Origin of the sequence: Skermania piniformis (assembly GCF_019285775.1) — a bacterium.
Lineage (GTDB): Bacteria > Actinomycetota > Actinomycetes > Mycobacteriales > Mycobacteriaceae > Skermania > Skermania pinensis.
The window spans coordinates 2,553,509-2,574,044 of sequence record NZ_CP079105.1 but is presented as its reverse complement, the minus strand read 5'-3'; the positions used below and the strand labels follow the sequence as shown (position 1 = coordinate 2,574,044).

The 20,536-nt window shown below is 69.8% G+C and carries 17 protein-coding genes; 10 read left to right on the top strand and 7 right to left on the bottom strand.

Annotated features, from left to right (window positions below):
• The first annotated feature begins 66 nt into the window (after positions 1-66).
• The 4 genes from KV203_RS11955 to KV203_RS11940 are packed head-to-tail and all read left to right on the top strand — an operon-like array spanning position 67 to position 4,643.
• Positions 67-1,287 (top strand): homogentisate 1,2-dioxygenase, encoded by a 1,221-nt coding sequence (locus KV203_RS11955; RefSeq protein WP_066475138.1) that lies wholly within the window; start codon positions 67-69, stop codon positions 1,285-1,287.
• Positions 1,280-2,449, top strand: coding sequence for an alpha/beta hydrolase family protein (locus tag KV203_RS11950; RefSeq protein ID WP_066475098.1), 1,170 nt, complete (start codon positions 1,280-1,282; stop codon positions 2,447-2,449). The genes KV203_RS11955 and KV203_RS11950 overlap by 8 nt, the downstream gene beginning before the upstream one ends.
• Positions 2,446-3,105, top strand: coding sequence for a helix-turn-helix domain-containing protein (locus tag KV203_RS11945; protein WP_066475097.1), 660 nt, complete (start codon positions 2,446-2,448; stop codon positions 3,103-3,105). The genes KV203_RS11950 and KV203_RS11945 overlap by 4 nt, the downstream gene beginning before the upstream one ends.
• Before the next feature lie 50 nt (positions 3,106-3,155).
• The gene (locus tag KV203_RS11940; protein ID WP_066475096.1) at positions 3,156-4,643 is read left to right on the top strand and encodes an aldehyde dehydrogenase family protein; all 1,488 of its coding nucleotides are present in this window, start codon (positions 3,156-3,158) and stop codon (positions 4,641-4,643) included.
• 78 nt (positions 4,644-4,721) lie between these two features.
• On the opposite strand, the gene KV203_RS11935 is transcribed toward KV203_RS11940, so the two are convergent.
• From KV203_RS11935 to KV203_RS11910, 6 genes are all read right to left on the bottom strand, one after another.
• Entirely contained in the window at positions 4,722-6,209 is a 1,488-nt protein-coding gene (locus tag KV203_RS11935; RefSeq protein ID WP_218820987.1) for an HNH endonuclease signature motif containing protein, read from the bottom strand.
• Between the two features lie 33 nt (positions 6,210-6,242).
• Positions 6,243-7,442 (bottom strand): lipid-transfer protein, encoded by a 1,200-nt coding sequence (locus KV203_RS11930; RefSeq protein ID WP_066470904.1) that lies wholly within the window; start codon positions 7,440-7,442, stop codon positions 6,243-6,245.
• Positions 7,439-7,879 (bottom strand): Zn-ribbon domain-containing OB-fold protein, encoded by a 441-nt coding sequence (locus tag KV203_RS11925; protein WP_066470901.1) that lies wholly within the window; start codon positions 7,877-7,879, stop codon positions 7,439-7,441. The genes KV203_RS11930 and KV203_RS11925 overlap by 4 nt, the downstream gene beginning before the upstream one ends.
• Positions 7,880-7,953: 74 nt before the next feature.
• Positions 7,954-9,336, bottom strand: coding sequence for a lipase family protein (locus KV203_RS11920; protein ID WP_169797506.1), 1,383 nt, complete (start codon positions 9,334-9,336; stop codon positions 7,954-7,956).
• Positions 9,337-9,366: 30 nt separating this feature from the next.
• Positions 9,367-9,945, bottom strand: coding sequence for an alpha/beta hydrolase (locus tag KV203_RS11915; RefSeq protein WP_066470895.1), 579 nt, complete (start codon positions 9,943-9,945; stop codon positions 9,367-9,369).
• 38 nt (positions 9,946-9,983) lie between these two features.
• Positions 9,984-11,024 carry an alpha/beta hydrolase gene (locus tag KV203_RS11910; RefSeq protein WP_066470893.1) on the bottom strand — a complete coding sequence of 347 codons (1,041 nt, stop codon included), beginning with the start codon at positions 11,022-11,024 and terminating at the stop codon, positions 9,984-9,986.
• Positions 11,025-11,240: 216 nt separating this feature from the next.
• Between KV203_RS11910 and mqo the strand changes: the two genes are divergently transcribed.
• The 6 genes from mqo to KV203_RS11880 all read left to right on the top strand — a co-directional run bounded on the left by mqo (position 11,241) and on the right by KV203_RS11880 (position 19,555).
• Positions 11,241-12,719, top strand: coding sequence for a malate dehydrogenase (quinone) (mqo, locus tag KV203_RS11905; protein ID WP_246600952.1), 1,479 nt, complete (start codon positions 11,241-11,243; stop codon positions 12,717-12,719).
• 62 nt (positions 12,720-12,781) lie between these two features.
• On the top strand, positions 12,782-14,638 hold the full coding sequence (locus KV203_RS11900) for a VWA domain-containing protein (RefSeq protein WP_246600129.1): 1,857 nt from the start codon (positions 12,782-12,784) through the stop codon (positions 14,636-14,638).
• Between the two features lie 18 nt (positions 14,639-14,656).
• Positions 14,657-15,271, top strand: a complete 615-nt coding sequence (cobO, locus tag KV203_RS11895) for a cob(I)yrinic acid a,c-diamide adenosyltransferase (protein WP_066470890.1) — start codon at positions 14,657-14,659, stop codon at positions 15,269-15,271.
• A gap of 83 nt (positions 15,272-15,354) precedes the next feature.
• Positions 15,355-16,749, top strand: a complete 1,395-nt coding sequence (locus KV203_RS11890; protein ID WP_246600128.1) for a cobyrinic acid a,c-diamide synthase CobB — start codon at positions 15,355-15,357, stop codon at positions 16,747-16,749.
• A gap of 9 nt (positions 16,750-16,758) precedes the next feature.
• Positions 16,759-17,982 (top strand): uroporphyrinogen-III C-methyltransferase, encoded by a 1,224-nt coding sequence (gene cobA / locus KV203_RS11885; RefSeq protein WP_066470888.1) that lies wholly within the window; start codon positions 16,759-16,761, stop codon positions 17,980-17,982.
• A gap of 94 nt (positions 17,983-18,076) precedes the next feature.
• Positions 18,077-19,555: an MFS transporter gene (locus KV203_RS11880; RefSeq protein WP_066470887.1), complete on the top strand. Its 1,479-nt coding sequence runs from the start codon at positions 18,077-18,079 to the stop codon at positions 19,553-19,555.
• Between the two features lie 18 nt (positions 19,556-19,573).
• Here KV203_RS11880 and KV203_RS11875 read toward each other — a convergent pair whose 3' ends face one another.
• On the bottom strand, positions 19,574-20,530 hold the full coding sequence (locus tag KV203_RS11875) for a hypothetical protein (protein WP_157079818.1): 957 nt from the start codon (positions 20,528-20,530) through the stop codon (positions 19,574-19,576).
• Positions 20,531-20,536: the final 6 nt, after the last annotated feature.

The following is a 20,536-nucleotide window of genomic DNA, read 5'->3' as shown; positions in this document are numbered from 1 at the left end:
CATTCCAGCGCAGAAATTCCGCATATCGGACACTGATGGCCCCATTCCGGATGGTTGGAGGTTGCGATGGTGTATTACCGAGCGGTCGGGTCGATCCCCCGGGACCGGCACGTGCTGTATTCGCTGCCGGACGGCTCGCCGACCTTCGAGGAGTTCATCGGCGAGGAGGGCTTCGCCAGCACCGGGTCGCTGCTGTACCACCGGCATGTTCCGTCCAACCTGGTCGACGCCTACCCGTGGCACCCCGGCGACGACGCGGTCACCGCCAACGTCCCGTTGCTACCGCATCATTTCCGGCTGCCCGACCTCGGCCACGCCGCCGGGCAGGACCTGACACGACACCGCCGGCTGGTGCTGGCCAATCCGGATGTCCGGATCTCGTACGTGGTCGGCACCGAACCGTCGCCGCTGTGCAGCAACGCGATCGGTGACGAGATCGTGTTCGTCGAGGCCGGCGCGGCACGGCTGGAGAGCGTCTTCGGCACCGTCGACATCCGCCAGGGTGACAACGTGGTGGTACCCCGAGCCACGATCCACCGGTGGGTGCCGGACGTCACGGCCGGACCGCTGCGCGCGCTCTGCATCGAGGCGTCCGGCCATGTGCATCCGCCGGCGAAGCACCGCTCCCGGTTCGGCCAGTTCCTGGAGGGTGCCCCCATCAACGAACGCGACATCCGCGGTCCGATCGACCCCTTGGTCGTCCCGGGGGGAGACGCCGCGGGGAGCGACACCGAGGTCTACGTCAAGCACCGCGGGGCGGACGGTGGCGTGGTCGGCACCGTGATGGTGTACGACCATCACCCGTTCGATGTGGTCGGCTGGGACGGTTACCTCTACCCCTACGCGTTCAACTATCGCGACATCGTGCCGCTGGTGGGCAAACGCATTCAGCCGCCACCGACCAATCAGGTATTCGAAGGGCCGGGCTTCGTGGTGTGCAACTTCGTGCCGCGGCCGCTGGAGTTCGGCGAGGGCTCGATCAAGGTGCCGTACTACCACTCCAACGCCGACTCGGACGAAGTGATGTTCTACTTCGCCGGCGAGACCGCCGCCCGCAAGGGTTCGGGCATCATCACCGGCTCCGTGTCGCTGCACCCGGCCGGCTATACCCACGGACCGCGGCGCGCGGCCTACCTGGATTCACCGAATCACACCGAGGCCACCGAGATGGCATTCATGGTGGATACCTTCCGGCCGTTGCAGATCGGCGAAGCCGGCCGCGCCAGTGCCGAGCCGTCCTATCCGTGGACCTGGTCCGGCCGTGGGCCCGGGATAGCCGATGAGTGAGCCATTCACCCGGGTGGCGCTGGTCTTGCACACCGTGGAACAGCCGAGTGTGCGGGAGACCTACGGCTTCACCGGCGGGCACGGGGTGGTTTTGGAGGGACAGCTGCTCCGCCCGATCGAATCAGCTACCGCGCGAACGGTGTTCGTGTTCATGCATCCGTCGTCCACGCTCAATCTGCTGCCGATGCCGGTCGCTTTGGCGGCCCGCGGCCGGCACGTGCTGTGTGCCAATGCCCGATACCCGAAGAACGACACCGCGCTGATCATGGAGAAGGTGCTCCTCGATCTGGCGAGCTGGCTTCGCTGGGCGCGTGAGCAGGCCGGCTACCAGCGGGTGGTGCTGGTCGGTTGGTCCGGCGGTGGTTCGTTGTCGTTGCTGTATCAGGCCGAAGCCGAAGATCCGCGGATCACCCACACGCCGGCCGGCGACCCGGTGGACGTGGTATCCGCCCGGCTACCGGCGGCAGACGGGATCGTGTTCATCGCGGCGCACCTGTCCCGGGCCGAGACGCTCACCGAGTGGATGGATCCGTCGGTCCACGACGAGACCGACCCGGATGTCCGCGACCCGGAATTCGACATCTACGCCGCCGATACCCGGCACCGGCCGCCCTACCGGCCCGAGTTCGTGGCGGCGTTCCGGGCCGCGCAACGGGCGCGTAACCGCCGGATCTCCGCGTGGGCGCGCGCCGAACTGCAGCGGCTGGCCGATGCCGACGGACCGGAGCAGGAACGGCCGTTCCTGGTGCACCGCACCATGTGTGACGTGCGCTGGCTCGATCCGACGATCGACCCCAACGATCGCGCGCCCGGCGTCTGCTATCTGGGCGATCCGCGCACCGCGAACGTCGGTCCGGTCGGCCTGGCCCGCTACACCACGCTGCGGTCCTGGCTGAGCCAGTGGAGCTACGAGCACTCGGCGGCCGCCGGCGCTCGCAACGCTGCCCGGATCCGCGCCGTGCCGGTGTTGCAGATCGAGAACTCCGCCGACGACGCGGTTCCGGCCACCCACAACCGGATCGTGCGGGACGCGCTGGCGGCGACGGACAAGAGTTACCACCTGATCCGGGGCGCAACCCACTACTACGTGGGGCAGCCGGAGTTGCTGGCCGAATGCATCGACACGGTCGAAGCCTGGGCACGGGAACGGGACCTGGCGTGAGTCCGGCCCGCGGAACCGGTGATACGGCGCAAACTCTCGCTCGCGGCCTGGATGTGCTCGATGCGGTGGCAGCGAGTACGCGCGGGCTGACGCTGACCGAGTTGGGCGAGCGGCTCTCGGTGGGCCGGACGGTGACCCACCGATTGGTCAGCACCTTGGTCGAGCGCCGACTGCTGTATCGGGGAGACGGCGGCCGGTATCTGATCGGTGTGGGGGCAGCCCGACTCATCCGGAGCATCCAGCAGACCCTGCGCGACGCGGCGCGGGCCGAACTCGATCTGCTCGCCGCGGATCTCGGCGCCACGGCACATCTGGCGGTTGCCGAGGGCGACGAAGCGGTTGCCGTCGCGGTCGCCGAGCCGTTGCACACCACCTTCCACATCGCCTACCGCACCGGCACCCGCACCCCGCTGGGCGTCGGCGCACTGGGCGCGGCGTTGCTCGCCGCCCGCAGCGGCCGGGCCGGCACCTTCGAGAGCGAAGGCCAGCTCACCCCCGGCGCGAAGGGGGTGGTGGCGGCCGTGCCCGGCATGGTGGGTCTGCCATGCGCGGTCGGTGTGGTCACCCTCGCGCCGGTCGACACGTCCACCTGGCATGCGCGCGTCGCCGCTGCGGCCGCCGCGATCGGTGCCAGCCTCAGCGCCGAACAGCCTTGATCAGCAGCAGTAATGATCCGTCCGCACGCACACCGACAGATGGAGTTTCGATGACTGCCTCGTCCACCACCGATTCCGCAGCCAAGACACCGCCCCTGCCGCATCGCGAGATGTTCATCGGTGGGCGGTGGCAGCCCGCCGCCTCGGGGAACACCTACACCAGTACCAACCCGGCGGACGGCGGCGTCGTGGCGGACATCGCGGCCGGCGCCGCAGTCGATGTCGACGCTGCGGTCCAGGCGGCGCAGCAGGCCTTCGACGCCGGCGGTTGGGTGCAGATGGGCGGTGCCGCGCGTGGCCGCATCCTGATGGATGTCGCCGACCGGATCGCCGCCGATGCCGAGCGGATCTCCGCGCTGGAGACGCTGGAGGTCGGCAAGCTCTACCGGGACGGGCTGTTCGGCGACATCCCGGCGTGCGTCGACACGTTCCGGTACTACGCCGGATACGCCGACAAACTGTACGGTTCCACCGTTGCGTTACCCGACTATGCGGGCCGGCATCGGCTGAACTACACCCTGCGCGAGCCGCTCGGCGTGATCGGCGCCATCACCCCGTGGAACAACCCGATCGTGGTGGCCGGCTGGAAGATTGCCCCAGCCCTGGCAGCGGGCAACACCATCGTGGTCAAGCCGCCGGAGGACGCGGCGCTGTCGCTGCTGCGGCTGGCGGAGATCCTGCAGGAGGCGGGTGTTCCGGACGGCGTGTTCAACGTCGTGCCGGGCATCGGCGAGGAGGCCGGCGCGGCGCTCGCCCAGCATCCGGGGCTGGCCAAGCTGTCGTTCACCGGTAGCCCCGAAGTGGGTGCGATGATGTCGAACCATGCCGGTGGGCAGTTCCGCAAGGTGACCCTGGAGCTGGGCGGGAAGAACCCGCAGATCGTCTTCGCCGACGCCGACGTCGATGCGGCCATGCCGTTCATCGCGGTCGGCAACTTCCTCCACCAGGGCCAGGTGTGCGCTGCCGGAACTCGGGTCTACGTGCACGAAAGCCTGGTCGACGAGGTAGTGGAGCGGCTCGCCGAGCATGCTCGCGGAATCGTCCTCGGCGACCCGTTCGACGAGTCGGTCAGTATGGGCCCGGTGATCAACGACACCGCGCTGAACCGGATCGTCGGCTACCTGGACAGCGGGCGGGAAGAAGGGGCGACGCTGGTGACCGGCGGCAACCGGGCCGATCGAGGCGGCTACTTCGTCGAGCCGACGGTTTTCGTCGGCCGGCAACAGCAGAAGATCGCGCGCGAGGAGATCTTCGGCCCGGTCGCCACCGTCATGCCGTTCGCCACCCCGGACGAAGCCTTCGCGTTGGCCAACGACACCCACTTCGGGCTCAACGCCATCGTCTACACCGAGAGTCTGAACCTGGCCCAGCGTGCCGCCCGGGAGCTGCGGGTCGGCAACGTGTGGATCAACGGGTTCGGCATCCCCGACATGACCACGCCCTGGGGTGGGCGCGCCGGCAGCGGCCTGGGCCGCGAGCTCGGCCCGGCCGGAATCGAGTCCTACACCGAGGAGAAGACCGTTCAGATGTTGTTCTGAGCGCCGCGCTCGAGCCGAGCCGGTCCCGACATGCCGGTGGCCCCGCGGGGTGGGGTGGGGTGCCGGTGTCGGGGTTGTTCAGAAGGGTGGGGGTTCGTCGTCCGGTGTGGGCGGCGGACGACCCGGTCGATGGAGCACCGGAGAATCCGGTGGCCGGGGTGGGGGTTTGCCGGGTGGGGTGAGGTCGGTGGTGCCGGTGCCGTCGCGCAGGTAGGTTCCGCCGGCCGGCGTGGTCCAGAGATAAGCACCGCGGGTGTGCCGTTGGTAGTGCCAGCCGCGGTTTCCTTTGAGCCGGTGGTGTTTTCGGCAGAGTGGGGCGAGGTTGTCGCTATTGGTCGGTCCGCCCCGGTCATGCGGGTGGGTGTGGTCGAGGTCGCAGCTGCGGGCGGGCCGGTTGCAGTACGGGAACACACACGTGCTGCTGGTCTGCACGACCTGTTCGCGCAGCCGGTCCGGGATCTGATACGCATCGGTCTGGACGTGCCCGGCCAGGTCCAGCACCGGGCGGACGGTCACTTTCGCGTCCGGGCTGCCGCACCAAGCGCGGATCGCGTCGATGCTGACCGGGGTAGGTGACGAAGAGTCGACCCGGCCGAGCACTCCGCCGGGACCGGTGAGCTGGTCCATGCTGATGTGCACATGCAACTGAACATCACGCGGCCGGCGGCGCAGGGCGGGCGGTATCGCAGCAGCCCTGTCCTGCCGGGTCGAGACCGGTTCCTGCTCGCGCGACAGCTCAGGTTGGGGCTCGCCATGTTCGATCGCCGGCTCCGCGGTCACCTTCTCGGTGGGTTCTGCTGCGTCGAACGGCAATCCGGGTTGCCGGCGGGCGAGTTCACCCAGCGCGGTCGAGCGCCGCGCATCCAGGCTGTCGGTGCTGCCACACGCCGCGAGATCCTCGGCGATATCGGCGAGGGCGTGGTTCAGGTCCACGGCATCGGTCAGGTCCAACTCGCCCTCGATCCGGACCGTGCCGGTCAGACTGACGGTGCGGGTGTCGATGTCCACCTTCCGGGTATCGGCATTCAATTCCTGCTCCGCAGCTTCGGGGTCGGCGAGGATGCGAGCTTCGTCGACGAGCCGATCCAACTGCGCCCACGACACCGTCCCCGCGTACGCCGCGAGCCGCTCATCGACGAACGCGGCCGCTTCCGGCGACAAGCCGATAGTGGCATCGGCGATCCGCCGGGCCCGCCACCATGGTGTCTGCCCGGCCTTGACGCGTTCCCAGAGACGGGGCAACCGATAACAAACTTCGAGCACCGCCCCGACATACGACATCCCCGAATCGGTCGAATGCCGCAACGCGGTCGAGAGCTCGGCAACCGCCGCCTCGTCGACCTCCGGCGAACCGGGTCCACCCGGCGTCACCCAGCCGATCCCGAACCGGTCAGCGTCGGTGTCACCGGTCGGCGCGTGCCAGCGACACCAGTCGACGGTCAACTCGGCCTGCTGCACCGCGACCCGCTCCGCCTCGGCCCGTGCCGCCCGCAACCCCGCCAACACCATCCGCGCAGAACCGGTACCAAACCCGTTTCCGGGAGTAAAAGCACTGACTGCGGTCATATATCTATTGGATCACGACCCACCGACAGGTTTTCAGGTAGCGACGATCACCGAGGAGCCGTGGCCGAACAAGCCCTGGTTGGCGGTGACTCCGACGTTGGCATTTTCCACCTGGCGTTCACCGGCTTGCCCGCGCAGTTGCCAGGTCAGCTCGCAGACCTGGGCGATCGCCTGTGCCGGGATCGCTTCACCGAAGCAGGCCAGACCGCCGGAGGGGTTCACCGGTACCCGGCCGCCGAGCGTCGTCGCCCCGCTGCGCAGCAGGTGCTCGGCTTCGCCACGCCGGCACAACCCGAGATGTTCGTACCAGTCCAGCTCCAACGCCGTCGACAGGTCGTAGACCTCGGCGACCCGGACATCGTCCGGTCCGATCCCGGCCTCGGCATAGGCTGCGTCGAGGATCTGATCTTTGAACGTCCGCTCCGGCTCCGCCACCACGGCAGTCGAGTCGGTGGCGATGTCCGGCAGCTCCGGCAGATGCTGCGGGTACTGCGGCGTCACGGTGGACACCGCGCGGACCGACGGTACGCGATCGACCGAGCCCAGATGGCGTTGCGCGAAGTCTTTACTCGCCACGATCAACGCTGCGGCACCGTCGGAGGTGGCGCAGATGTCCAGCAAGCGCAACGGGTCGGCGACGGTCGGGCTGGCCAGTACATCCTCGACCGTCACTTCTTTGCGGTAGCGAGCGTTCGAGTTGTGCCGGCCATGGCGGGCGTTTTTCACCTTGACCTGCGCGAAGTCTGCCAACGTTGCGCCGTAGAGATCCATCCGGCGGCGGGCCAGCAAGGCGAAGTACACCGGGTTGGTCGCGCCGATCAGGTGGAATCGCTGCCAGTCCGGATCGTTGCGGCGTTCGCCGCCGACCGGCGCGAAGAAGCCCTTGGGTGTGGTGTCGGCGCCGATCACCAACGCGACATCGCAGAACCCTGCGAGGATGTGTGCCCGCGCCGACTGCAGTGCCTGCGATCCCGACGCACAGGCGGCGTAACTGGACGAGACCGGCACGCCGTTCCACCCCAGCTTCTGGGCGAACGTCGACCCGGCGATGAAGCCCGGATATCCGTTGCGGATCGTGTCCGCTCCGGCGACCAGCTGAATCTGGCGCCAATCGAGGTTCGCGTCGGTGAGCGCGGCGCGTGCGGCAGCGACGCCGTACTCGGTGAAGTCGCGGCCCCACTTGCCCCACGGGTGCATGCCGGCGCCGAGGATATAGATCGGGTCCGGGCTCATGCCAACCGCCAGGCGTAGACGGTGCGGTCGGTGCCGGCGTCGTCGGTGTAGAGCCGTTCGACGGTCAGCTCCATCGTGGCGCCGACCCGCAGCTGGTCGACGCCGGTGCCTTCGACGACCTTACCGAGCACGATCAATCCCTCTTCGGCCAGCTGCACCGCTGCGATCGCGTAAGGCCGAAACGGATCGGCTGCCGGGAACGGCGGCGGGGGAGCGTAGTGGTTCTCGGTGTAGCTCCAGACCGTTCCCCGCTGCGACATCGGTACCAGCTCCAAGGTGTCGCTCTCGCAAGCCGGGTTGGGGCAGGTGTGCTCTCGCGGAGGAAAGACGTAGGTGGCGCACTGCGGGCATTTGCCGCCGATCAGATGTACGTCGTCGGCATCGTCGGTGCTCCACCATCCGTCGATCGCGGGGCGCGCGTCCGTCGTCTCTGGCATCAGGCCAGGCTAACCGTTTCGCGACGGTATTGGAACGTGTTGCAGTTCTTCGGTCCGGGGCGGCGGCGTCCGGCTCAGCGACCGGGGTTTACCGCGCCGGGCAGGGCGTCCGCCAGGAACGAGCCGAACTCGGCGGCGCCCTCCGGCGTCGCCGATGTGCTCGGCAGGCTTTGGATATCGCAGCCGACCATCGGCGCTGCGCCGGGCGTCATGCGTTGTTTCAGCCAGGCGAACGCTGCCGGGGTGGCGGCCGCGTACACCGCGCCATGGGTGGTGAACGTCTGCGGTGGCAACGCCGGCGGCAGTTCCTCTCGCCGGTAGGCGACCGGGGTACCGCCCCGGCAGTACGAGTCGGCCAAACGATCGGTGGCCGCGATCGGTGCGACCTCTTCGTTCACGCCGTTGTAGAGGTAGACCGGGGCGGTCGGCGAGCGGCCGCTGATGCCTCGAGCAGCCAGTTCGCGGGCGATCACCGGGTCGGCCAACGCCTGTTCCACCGGTACGCGCAGTAGCTGGTCGAGGCGCGACCAAGGGTTGCTCGTCAGGTTCTGCTGGACGCAATGCCGGCGGGTTTCGGCCACCCGGGCCTGTCCGTCCGGGGTCAGGTAGCCGGCCACGGTGCGGGCGAACTCGGCGGAATCCTTGCTGATCGCGCCGAGACCCACCGGGATCAAGCCGCCGAGCAACGCGCCGTCGACCGACCGCAGGGCCGCCGGCAGATCCCGCACCGGGGCGCCGATCGCGGCGCCGACGATATTCAGTTCCGGAGCGTAGCCGGGCTGCTCTTCGACGGCCCAACTGCTCGCGATCGCGCCGCCCGAATACCCCCACAGCGCGACCGGTGTGTCGGTGCCGGCGAGTCCGGCCGGCGCGAACGCCGCTGCTGCGCGGATACCGTCGAGCACCGCCCAGCCCGGCTGGCGTGGGGTGAGGAACCGATTGTCGATTCCGCCATGGTCCGGTATCGCCACCGTCCAGCCCTGTGCCAACCCGGCCGCGGCGAACATCCGGTCCACCGACGGTGTCTCGATCGGCGCGGGTTCGGTCGAGTCGGCCGATTCGCCGTGTAGCAGGGTGTAGGACGGTGCACAGGTCCGCACGGTCGAGTCGACGGCGGCCTGATACGACAGCAGCCGGTGCGGTCCCGGCGGATCGAGTGGCACCAACAGTGTGGTCACCGCGGCCGCGGGCGCTCCGGACATGCCGGTGCTCCGGTAGAGCAATTGCCAGGTTGTGACCCGGGCCGGCGGCGCGGCCAGCTGCACGGGACGACTGCGGATCACGGCGCCGGGCCGGTAGCTCGCCAGGTCGGCCGGTAGCTCGTAGAAGTCGTCCGGTGGTGGCGCCGGCTCGACGATCTCCCACGATGACGCCGAGTTCGGTTGCGCAGTAGCCGGATTCGTCGGCATGACGATCGAGACCAATGCTGCGCCGAGCAGTCCGGCCGTCACCGTCATGGCCCGGAATCGCATCGTCGTCTACCCCACTTACCAGGCGCTGGAACGCAACACGATCTCGGTGGCGAGTTCGTGGCTTGCTGTTCGAAGAAGGTCGGTCCGGCCGTTCAGCCGGACCAACCGGAACTCGGCGTAGACGTACCGGCCGGTGCGGGTGGCGGCCGCGCCCGCCCCGCTGCCGACGATCAGGGTCGTGGGCATTTCCACCGGTCGGCAGTCGGGATCGGTGCGGCGGTCTGCATCGGTGTGGCCGGCGGCAAGCGCCGCCGGGTGCGGGCGGTCGATCGCGACCAGGCTGACGAATCGTCCGGAGTTCGCCGCCGCCGTCCGCCAGGCCAGCTCGGCGCCGGCGCGATACCCCACCAGGGTGACCCAGGGCAGGCTCAGTTCGTCGAGCAACGGTGCGGCTGCGGCCGGCGTCAGGTCGTCGATCGAGCCCAACACCACGGTCCGCAGACCGGAGTTGTGCAGCCGCGCGCAGACCGCGTCGTAGGACTCGGGTGGCTCGCCGCGGTCGGGCAGCAAGAACGCAGAATGTCGGGATGAGACCGGGCCGCCGATCCGCACCGTTCGGCCCCCGGTCTCCGAGCCGACCCGCCGAGACTCCATATCAGGCGACGCTACCCCGCTCGGCGACGCGGCCGCAGTCAGTCCGCCGAGACGCGCGCCCGACCAGCCGTGCCGATGCGTTCGAGCCAGTCCAGCCACAGGTCGAGTTCGGCGAACGCGGTGGCCAACGGGGTCGGCGCGGACAGGAAGACGTCGTGCCGGGCATCCGGGATCGGGACGATCGTGGTTCGTCCGCCGAGGCAGCCGGCCCAGCGTTGGATCTGGTCGACGTCGAGCACCGCATCGGCCAGATCCACCGCCGGTTCGTAACGTACGGCGAAGCGGGATCGGTTGGAGCGCAGCACGAGTGCCGGGGTTCCGAGGTTCAGGCCGCGATGCAGCCGGGCCTGTCCGCGACGTACCGCGCGCAGCCAGCCGAGCCGGATCGGTATACCGGACAGCGGCTTCCACTCGGTGTCGAAATCCCAGTCACCGTGTGCTGCCGAATGCAACGACGAGCCGTAGGTGTTGTTCGACTGTCCGGGCAGGATGGCGCGGCCGCGGAGCCGCCCGGCGACACCGATGAGTGTGGTGCCCACGCTGCGGTACATCGCCGGGCCGTGCAGGTCGAACCAGGGGCTGTTCAGGACGATCCCGCAGATGCCCGCGGCCGGGGCGCCCCCGGGGTACGCCGGATCGGTGTTGCGTCGGTGCAACCACAGCGACGTCACCAGGCCGCCGGTCGAGTGCGATAGCACCAGCACGCGGGCACCGGTCTCGGCCCGGACGATCCGCAGGGCCTCGTCGAGTTCGGTGTCGTAGAGCGCCAGGTCGCCGACGTAGTGCGCGGTCTGTCCGGGTCGTCGGGACCGACCGCACTTGCGCAGGTCGAGCGCGTAGAAGGCGTAGCCGCGTTCGGCGAAGTGGGTCCCGACGTGCCGCTGAAAGAAATAGTCGGTGTAACCGTGCACGTACAACACCGCGAGGCCGCTCGGCGGGGGTGTTGCGGGTTCGCGACGAACCAGGGTGGCGCCGATTTCGCCTTCGCCGTCCGGGTCGGTGCCGAGCGGGATCTGCCGCTGGAGATAGCCGTCGAGCACGTCCGGCACCCAGTCGACGGACCGCGCGTTGTTCGTCACAATCCCAATCTAGCGGGCGCGCGGGCGCCGGCCGGAGGGGCACAATCGTAGTCGGTGAACGTCTCGGTAACCTCAGGCGGCATCTGCGGCCGCCGCCGGTACGCGCCCGATACCGAGCCAGACGACAAGGAAGTCGACAGTCCAGTGACTACCGAAACAGCTCCGCCGAACTCAGCCGTGATCAAGACCGACGTCGTGCTCATCGGTGCCGGGATCATGAGCGCCACGTTGGGCGCGTTGCTGCGTCAGCTGCAGCCCGATTGGTCGCTGACACTGTTCGAGCGGTTGGATGCGGCCGCCGCGGAGAGCAGCGATCCGTGGAACAACGCGGGCACCGGCCATTCCGCGTTGTGCGAGTTGAACTACACCCCGGAGACCGTCGACGGCCGGGTGGAAATCACCAAGGCGATCGCGGTCAACGAGCAGTTCCAGGTATCGCGGCAGTTCTGGGCGCACGCGGTCGAGAACGGGGTGCTGGTCGACCCCCCCAGCTTCATCAACCCCATCCCGCACGTCAGCTTCGTGCACGGGGCGGACAACGCGAAGTACCTGAAGGCCCGCTACGAGGCGCTGGTGGGCAATCCGTTGTTCGCGGGAATGACCTACATCGACGACCCGGCCGAGTTCACCCGGCGATTGCCGCTGATGGCCGCCGGCCGCGACTTCAGTGAGCCGATCGCGCTGAACTGGACCGACGGCGGTACCGACGTCGACTTCGGCGCGTTGACCACGCAGCTGGTCAATTTCATCGGCAGCTCCGGCGGCGCGGTCTACTTCGGCCACGAGGTGACCGATCTGAGCCGGCAGTCCGACGGCAGCTGGCAGGTGAAGGTCCGCAACCTGCGCAATGGTGCGCGCCGAACCGTGACGGCCAAGTTCGTGTTCGTCGGGGCCGGTGGCGGTGCGCTTCCGCTGCTGCAGAAGTCGGGGATCAAGGAAGCCCGGGGGTTCGGCGGGTTCCCGATCAGTGGGGCGTTCTTCCGCTGCACCAACCCCGACCTGATCGGTCGGCATCACGCGAAGGTGTACGGCAAGGCGGCCAAGGGTGCGCCGCCGATGTCGGTGCCGCACCTGGACACTCGCGTGATCAACAAGCAGCCGGGGCTGTTGTTCGGACCGTTCGCCGGTTGGTCGCCGAAATTCCTCAAGGCAGGTCGGTACACCGATCTGTTCAAGTCGGTCCGGCCGCGCAACATCGGCTCGTTGCTCGGTGTCGGTGCGACCGAGATGCCGTTGGCGATGTACTTGGTCTCCGAGCTCGCCAAGACCAAGCCCGGACAGGTCCGTACCTTGTCGGAGTTCATGCCGAACGCCGAGGGCAAGGACTGGGAACTGATCGTCGCCGGCCAACGGGTCCAGGTGATCCGGCCCAAGGGGATCGGTGGTGTGTTGGAGTTCGGCACCGCGGTGATCTCGGCCGAGGACGGCAGTATCGCGGGGCTGCTCGGCGCCTCGCCGGGCGCATCCACAGCGGTTCCCGCGATGCTGGACGTGTTGCGCAGGTGTTTTGCCACGGAGTATCAGGGCTGGGAACCGCGGCTCAAAGAGATGATCCCATCGCTGGGTGTTCCGCTGGCGGACAGCCCGTCGTTGTTCAACGATGTGTGGGACTGGACATCCCAGGTGCTGCAGTTGGTGCCGGATGCCGCGGCTCGGCCGCCTCGTCACTCGGTGGGCGCGGCAGCCGGCGGCTGAACGGCTCGGTGCGGGCGGCCCGGAGCCGAGCCGCAGCGGTTCGCCTTCTAGAGTCGGCAGTTGTGTATCCGTTCAGTGCGATCGTCGGCCAAGACCGGCTCCAGCTGGCGTTGATCCTGTGTGCGGTGCACCCGGGCATCGGTGGCGTGCTGGTTCGAGGCGAGAAGGGCACCGCGAAATCGACCATCGTGCGGGCATTGGCGGCACTGTTGCCGCCGGTGTCGGACGAGTCCGGCACCCGACCGGCTCGGTTGGTGGAACTGCCTGTCGGTGCGACCGAGGATCGAGTGGTCGGTTCGCTGGATCTGGAGCGGGTGCTCCGCGACGGCGCGGCCGCGTTCCGCCCTGGCCTGCTGGCCGCGGCACACCACGGCGTGCTCTACGTCGACGAGGTCAATCTGCTGCATGATCATCTTGTCGATCTGTTGCTGGACGCGGCGGCGATGGGTCGTGTGCATATCGAGCGGGACGGTGTCTCGCACTCGCATCCGGCGCGATTCGTGCTGGTCGGGACCATGAACCCGGAAGAAGGTGAGCTGCGGCCGCAGCTGCTCGACCGGTTCGGCCTCACCGTCGACGTGGCCGCCGATCGTGCGGTGGATACCCGGGTCGAGGTGATTCGGCGCCGGCTCGACTACGAGCGCGATCCCGATGCCTTCGCCGGCCGATATGCCGCTGTCGACGCCGAACTCGCCGACCGCATCCGCACCGCTCGCGAGCGACTCGACGCGGTATCGCTGGACGACGGCGAGCTGCGCCGGATCGCGGCACTCTGCGCGGCCTTCGACGTCGACGGTATGCGGGCGGATCTGGTGGTCGCGCGTACGGCGGTAACGCACGCCGCCTGGCGGGGCGCGGACGCGGTAACCGAGGCAGACGTCCGAGTTGCCGCCGAACTCGCGTTGCCGCATCGTCGTCGGCGCGATCCGTTCGATGCGCCCGGGCTGGACGACGAGCAGCTGGATCAGGCGTTGCAGCAGGCGGCCGACGCGGTCGAGCCACCGTCGGACCGAGCCCCCGATCCCGGTGATGCCGGCCCCGACGATTCCGGCCCGGACGACGGGGCGCCCCCGGATGGTCCCGGCGACGGGGCGGTACCGCCCAACGGCCGGTTGGGCGCCGGCACCCCCGGGTCCACGCCGCAGCGACTGGAGTTGTCCGGCGTGGGCGACGGCGCTCCGGGCCGGCGCTCGCTCGCCCGCGGCCGGCACGGTCGGGTGGTCCGCCCGGATGATTCGCCGCCGCAGCGCGGTCTGCATCTGATCGGCACGGTGTTCGCCGCGGCGCCGTTTCAGCGTGAGCGCGGGCGGGTCGGCGGCCCGCTCCGGCTGGCAGCGCCCGATCTGCGCGGCACCCACCGGGAGGGTCGCGAGGCGAACCTGGTGGTGTTCGTCGTCGACACCTCGGGTTCGATGGGGGCGCGAGCCAGGCTGTCCGCGGTGACCGACGGCTGTGTGACCTTGCTGCGTGACGCCTATCAGCGTCGCGATACCGTCGCGGCGATCGCGTTCCGTGGTGCTGCCGCCGAGGTGGTGTTGCCGCCGACCTCATCGGTGGACATCGCGGTCCGGCGCCTCGCTGCGATACCGGTCGGCGGAAAGACCCCGCTCGCGGCCGCGATGTACCGGACCCGAGAGTTGATCTTGCGCGAGCGGGCGCGCGATCCGCGGCGACGGGCCCTGGTCGTGCTGCTCACCGACGGTAAGGCCACCGGCGGCGCCGAGCCGGTGTCGCGGGCGCGCGCCGCGGCTGCGCTGCTGGCCCGGGAAGGGGTCGGCGCGGTTGTGGTCGACTGCGAGCACGGGCTGGTCCGGCTGGGCATCGCCCGCGACCTGGCACAGGATCTGGGCGCACGGTACCTGGCGCTGGCCGAACTCACCGGCACCGCGGTAGCCGGGGTGCTGCGGGCGGCCGCGTGACCCGCAGCGGGGCGCGGCGTGCCTAAAGGTGTGCCGGTCGTGGTGCCGGCCGACGGTCTGACCACTCGGCAGCGACGCAACCTGCCGATCCTGGCGGTGCACACCGGCGCCGGTAAAGGGAAGTCGACCGCGGCGTTCGGGATGGCGTTGCGTGCCTGGAATCAAGGTTTCGACATCGGGGTGTTCCAGTTCGTGAAGAGCGCGAAGTGGAAGGTGGGCGAGGAGTCGGCGTTCCGCGCCCTGGGTCGGCTGCACGACGAGACCGGCGCCGGCGGGGCAGTCGAGTGGCACAAGATGGGTGAGGGATGGTCGTGGAGCCGTAAGCCGGGCACCGAGGCCGACCATGCGGCGGCGGCGCTGGAGGGCTGGCGAGAGATCGCTCGGCGGCTGGCCGCGCAGACCCACCGGTTCTATGTGCTCGACGAGTTCACCTATCCGTTGAAATGGGGCTGGGTCGACGTGGCCGAGGTGGTCGAGGTGCTCACCGGCCGGCCGGGGAATCAGCATGTGGTGATCACCGGCCGGGACGCACCGGCGGCGTTGATCGGGGCTGCCGACCTGGTCACCGAGATGAGCAAGCTGCGCCACCCGATGGATGCCGGGCGCAAGGGTCAGCGCGGCATCGAGTGGTAGACGCCGAAGTGGTAGACACCGAAGTGGTAGACACCGAGTGGTAGACGCCGAAGTGGTAGACACCGAGTGGTAGGGGCGCAGTGGTGAGTGCTCGGGCGCTGGTGCTCGCCGCGCCGGCATCCGGTAGCGGCAAGACCACCGTGGCCACCGGGCTGATCGGGGCGCTGCGCCGAAACGGCCACGCGGTCGCGCCGTTCAAGGTCGGCCCGGATTACATCGATCCCGGCTACCACGCCGTGGCGGCCGGCCGGCCGGGCCGCAATCTGGATCCGGTCCTGGTCGGATCGGACCGGATCGGACCATTGTTCCGGCACGGCGCGACCGGCTGTGACCTGGCGGTCGTCGAGGGCGTGATGGGGTTGTTCGACGGCCGGATCGACGGCGGCGAGCACCTGGACCGGTCCGGCACGGCCGCGGCTGTCGGTTCCACCGCGCAGGTGGCGGCGTTGCTCGGCGCGCCGGTCGTGCTGGTGGTCGATGCGCGCGGGCACAGCCAGAGTCTGGCTGCCTTGCTCCACGGATTCGCTACCTACGATCCGGCGGTTCGGCTGGCTGGGGTGATCTTGAACCGGGTGGGCAGTGACCGGCACGAGCAGGTGTTGCGAGCCGCCTGTGCGCGGGTCGGGCTTCCGGTGCTGGGTGCCGTACCGCGGCTGGCCGAGCTGGTCGTGCCGTCGCGTCATCTCGGTCTGATCCCGGCGGTCGAACACGGCGGCGCCGCCGTGGCGGCGGTCGCGACGATGACCGAGCTGGTCGCCCGGCACGTCGACCTGACCGCGGTGGCCGCCCTGGCGATGCCGGTCGTGGCCGGCCCGGCCTGGGACCCGGTGGCAGAGGTGGGCGGCTCCACCGGTGCCGCGGTCGGTCGGCCGGTCGTCGCGATCGCCGGCGGGCCGGCGTTCACGTTCGGCTATGCCGAGCATCGGGAGCTGCTGCGTGCGGCCGGCGCAGAGGTGGTGACGGTTGATCCGCTGCGCGAGCAGCTACCCGACCAGGTCGCCGGGCTCGTCCTGCCGGGCGGGTTTCCGGAAGCGCATGCCGCGCAGCTGGCCGCCAATCGCCGACTACGCGGGCAGGTCGCCGAGCTGGCCGAGCGCGGTCTGCCGGTGCACGCCGAATGCGCCGGGTTGTTGTACCTGGCGCGAACCCTCGATGCGCACCCGATGTGCGGCGTGGTCGACGCCGATGCGGTGTTCGGTGAGCAGCTCACGCTCGGCTACCGGGATGCGGTGGCGCTCACCGACTCGGTGCTCTGGCCGGCCGGGGCTCGGGTCACCGGACACGAATTCCACCGCACTCGATTGACCGAGCCCGGCGGTCGTGCCTGGGGGTGGTCGATCGGGACCCGGCGATCCACCGAGGGCTTCGTCCGGGGTCGGACGCATGCGTCGTACCTGCATACGCACCCGGCCGGCAACCCGGCGGCAGTGCGGGAATTCACCCGGGCGGCAGCGTCCTACGCCGGGTTCGGATCGTAAAATCTGGCCGTGGCCGATGACCGTGACGATGTTGATCACTACCTGGTCGGGCTGAACCTGGCCGGCCGCCGGGTCGTCGTGGTCGGTGGCGGCTCGGTCGCGCAGCGTCGGCTGGGCTTGCTGCTGCGCGCGGGTGCCGACGTGTCGGTGATCAGCCGCGCGGTGACGCCGGCGGTGGAGGCGTTCGCCGACGCCGGCCGGATCGCGCTGGAACGCCGCGACTACCGCGCCGGCGATCTGGCCGACGCCTGGTACGTGATCGCCTGCACCGACGAGCCGGACACCAATGCGGCGATCGTCGCCGAAGCGGAGCAGGCCAGGGTGTTCTGTGTCCGCGCCGACGACGCTCGGCTCGGTACCGCGGTGACCCCGGCGACCGCCCGCTACGACGGGCTGACCATCGGCGTTCTCGCCGGCGGTGCGCACCGCCGGTCCGCGACGGCCCGGACCGCGCTGCTGGAGGCACTGCAGTCGGGGGTGGTTACCGAGGATGCGACGATGCCACCGGCCGGGGTCGCGCTGGTCGGTGGCGGTCCGGGTGACCCGGACCTGATCACGGTGCGAGGGCGGCGGCTGCTCGCCCGGGCCGACGTGGTGGTCGCGGACCGGCTCGCCCCGCCGGAGCTGCTGGCCGAACTCGGCCCGGAGGTCGAGGTGATCGACGCGGCGAAGGTGCCGTACGGGCGGGCGATGGCGCAGCAGGCGATCAACGACGTGCTGATCGACCGGGCCCGGGCCGGGAAGTTCGTCGTCCGGCTCAAGGGCGGCGATCCGTATGTCTTCGGCCGGGGCTACGAGGAACTCGAAGCGTGCGCGGCAGCGGGTCTGCCGGTCATCGTGGTTCCCGGGGTGACCAGCGCGATCGCGGTCCCGGCGGCGGCCGGCGTCCCGGTCACCCACCGCGGTGTCACGCACGAGTTCGTCGTGGTGTCCGGCCATCTGCCGCCCGAGCACCCCGAATCGCTGGTGGATTGGGCCGCGCTGGCGCGGCTGTCCGGCACGCTGGTGTTGTTGATGGCGATGGAGCGGTTGGATCAGTTCGCTCGAGCATTGCTCGACGGCGGCAAGCCCGCTGATACTCCCGTCGTGGTCGTGCAGGAGGGCACGCTGCGGGATCAGCGAGTGGTACGCGCCGACCTGTCGACGGTCGCCGCGCAGGTGCGCGCAGCCGGACTGGGACCGCCGGCGATCGTGGTGATCGGGCCGGTGGCGGGAATGGCGCCGGCACAATGAGGTCTCGCACCGGGTGGGGGAGCGGTGCTTCGCGATCGCAAGGGTTCGGGGCGGGGGCGGTAGAACCCGGCCGAGGTCGGTAACGTAACCGACCATGGCCGAGCCCACCACCGTGCGTTACCCCGTTACGACCAGGGCGTTCGGGCTGGCCATCATCGTGCTCAGCGGGCTGCAGCTGATGGTGGTGCTCGACGGCACGGTCGCCAACCTGGCGCTGGCCCGGCTGCAGGACGATCTGGGGCTGTCCGACGCGGGACGTAACTGGGTGGTTACCGCTTACGCGCTGGCGTTCGGCGGGCTGATGTTGCTCGGCGGCCGGATCGGCGACGCGCTGGGGCGGAAACGGATGTTCCTCGTCGGGGTGGGCCTGTTCACGCTCTCGTCGCTGTTGTGCGGTCTCGCGGTGAACGAGGCGACACTGATCATCTCGCGAGCGCTGCAGGGGACCGGTGCCGCAATCGCCGCGCCGACCGCCTTGGCCTTGGTCGCGACCACGTTTGCGCCCGGCCCGGCACGCAATCAGGCGATCGCGATCTTCGCCGCGATGACCGGTGTCGGTTCGATTCTGGGGCTGATCATCGGCGGCGCATTGACCGAGTTCTCCTGGCGATGGATCTTTCTGATCAATGTGCCGATCGGTGTGGCAATCGTGGTCGGCGGCGTGGTTGCGCTGCGTGAGACCGATCACGAGCGGCTGTCGCTGGATGTGCCGGGTGCCGTGTTGGGGACGCTGGGCTGCACCGCGGTGGTGTTCGGGATCAGCGAGGGTCCCTCGTTCGGCTGGCAGCATCCGGCGGTGCTCGGGTCGCTGACCGCCGGGCTCCTGCTGTTGGCCGGGTTCCTCTACGTCGAACGCACGGCGGCGAACCCGCTGCTGCCGTTCGTCTTGTTCACCGATCGGGATCGGGTGGCCACGTTCGTCGCGATCTTCTTTGCCGGCGCGGTGATGTTCTCGATGACGGTGTACGTGGCGTTGTTCGTCCAGGACATCCTGCAGTTCCCGCCGTTGCGCGCCGGCCTGGGCTTCATCCCGTTCGCGGTCGGAATGGGAATCGGCCTGGCAGCGGCGTCCACGTTGGTCACCCGCGTCGCACCGCGTTGGCTGATCGCCACCGGCGCGGTGGTGATGATCATCGGTTTGCTCTACGGCTCCACCCTGGACGGATCGGCAACCTACTTCGCGAACCTCTTCGTCCCGGTGATCGGCATCGGGTTCGGCGTCGGGCTGGCGGTGGTGCCGCTGCCGCTGTGTGCGGTGACCGGCGTCGCGGAGACCGAGATCGGCCCGCTGACCGCGATCACCCAGGTAGCGCAGACGCTGGGCGGTCCGTTGGCGCTCGCCGTGATCGGTGCGATGGCCACCTCCCGGACCATCTCGCTCGGCGGGGTGGGCGGCAAGGCCGCCGACATGGACCCGCAGCAACTGTGGGCGCTCGGTGAGGGCTACACCTTCGCGCTGCTCGGCTGCGCGGTCTGTGCCGCGCTCGCCGGGTTCGCTGCGCTGTTCATCCGGTTCACCCCGCAGCAGGTCGCCGCCGCGCAGGCGGCGCAGGAGGCCGTACAGCGGGCCTGAACCCGGAGCTTCGCCGCGCTAGGCCGCGCCCAGCGCCGTCACCGTCACCCGGATCAGCTTGCGATGCGTCTCGGGGCTGAGCAGGAACTCGGCCTCCTCGGCGGCCTGGATCAAGGCCGATCGCGGGTCGGGATTCGCCGCTGCGTACAGCACCCGCCAGATTCGGCCGGTGCTGCGGTAGCGACCGAGTTCGGCCAGCCGGGCCTGGCGGATCGCGTCGGCGGTCAGCGCGTGTTCGTGCACGGTGGCGGCGACATCCGGATCGACCATCGTCCCGGACGCCGTCGCGGCCCGGGCGACGAACTGCCAGCTGGCGTCGCGGAGCCGGGCCGGGGGGAGCTGGTCGGCGGCATCGGCGAGCGGGCGGACCTCGTCGGACCAGGACGAGACCGACTGGTGGTACTCGGCCGGCAGCGGCAGGATCGGGTAGGCGCGATCGGCGGCGAGCAGCCCGGCCAGCGCGTCGGCGGTCACAGTGACCCCGGTGAACCGGGCTGCGGCGACCAGGGCGTGCTCCCGTAGCCGGCGCGGGTCGGTGAGATCCACCCCGTTGAGCAGCCGGCCGAACGCCGATCCGCCGGCGAACTCCGCTCGGCCGAGCTCGGTGCTGCCCAGGCTGCGGCCGCCCTCGGCGAGGCTGAGCGTGTCCCCGAACGTGGTCCCCCAGGAGACGCTGGCGGCCCGGGTGCGATAGGACGCCGCACCGAGTACTGCGGGCCGGCTGCCCTGCCACCCGGCGACCTCCACGGCGAACGTGTGCCCGCCGAGCTGGCCGACGCAGACGTGTGGATCGAGGTCGTCGCGGGTTGCGCTCAACGGCACGGTGGCGCCCATCTGGCTGTCGCCGCCGCCGAAGGCGACGATCACGTCCGCGGCCCTGCTGTTGGCCACCACGGTGATCGTCCCGGCCGGATTCAGCATGCTGGCCGTGGTCCAGCGGGCTGCTTCGACCGCGCTCTGCACTACTCCGGACATCGCAAC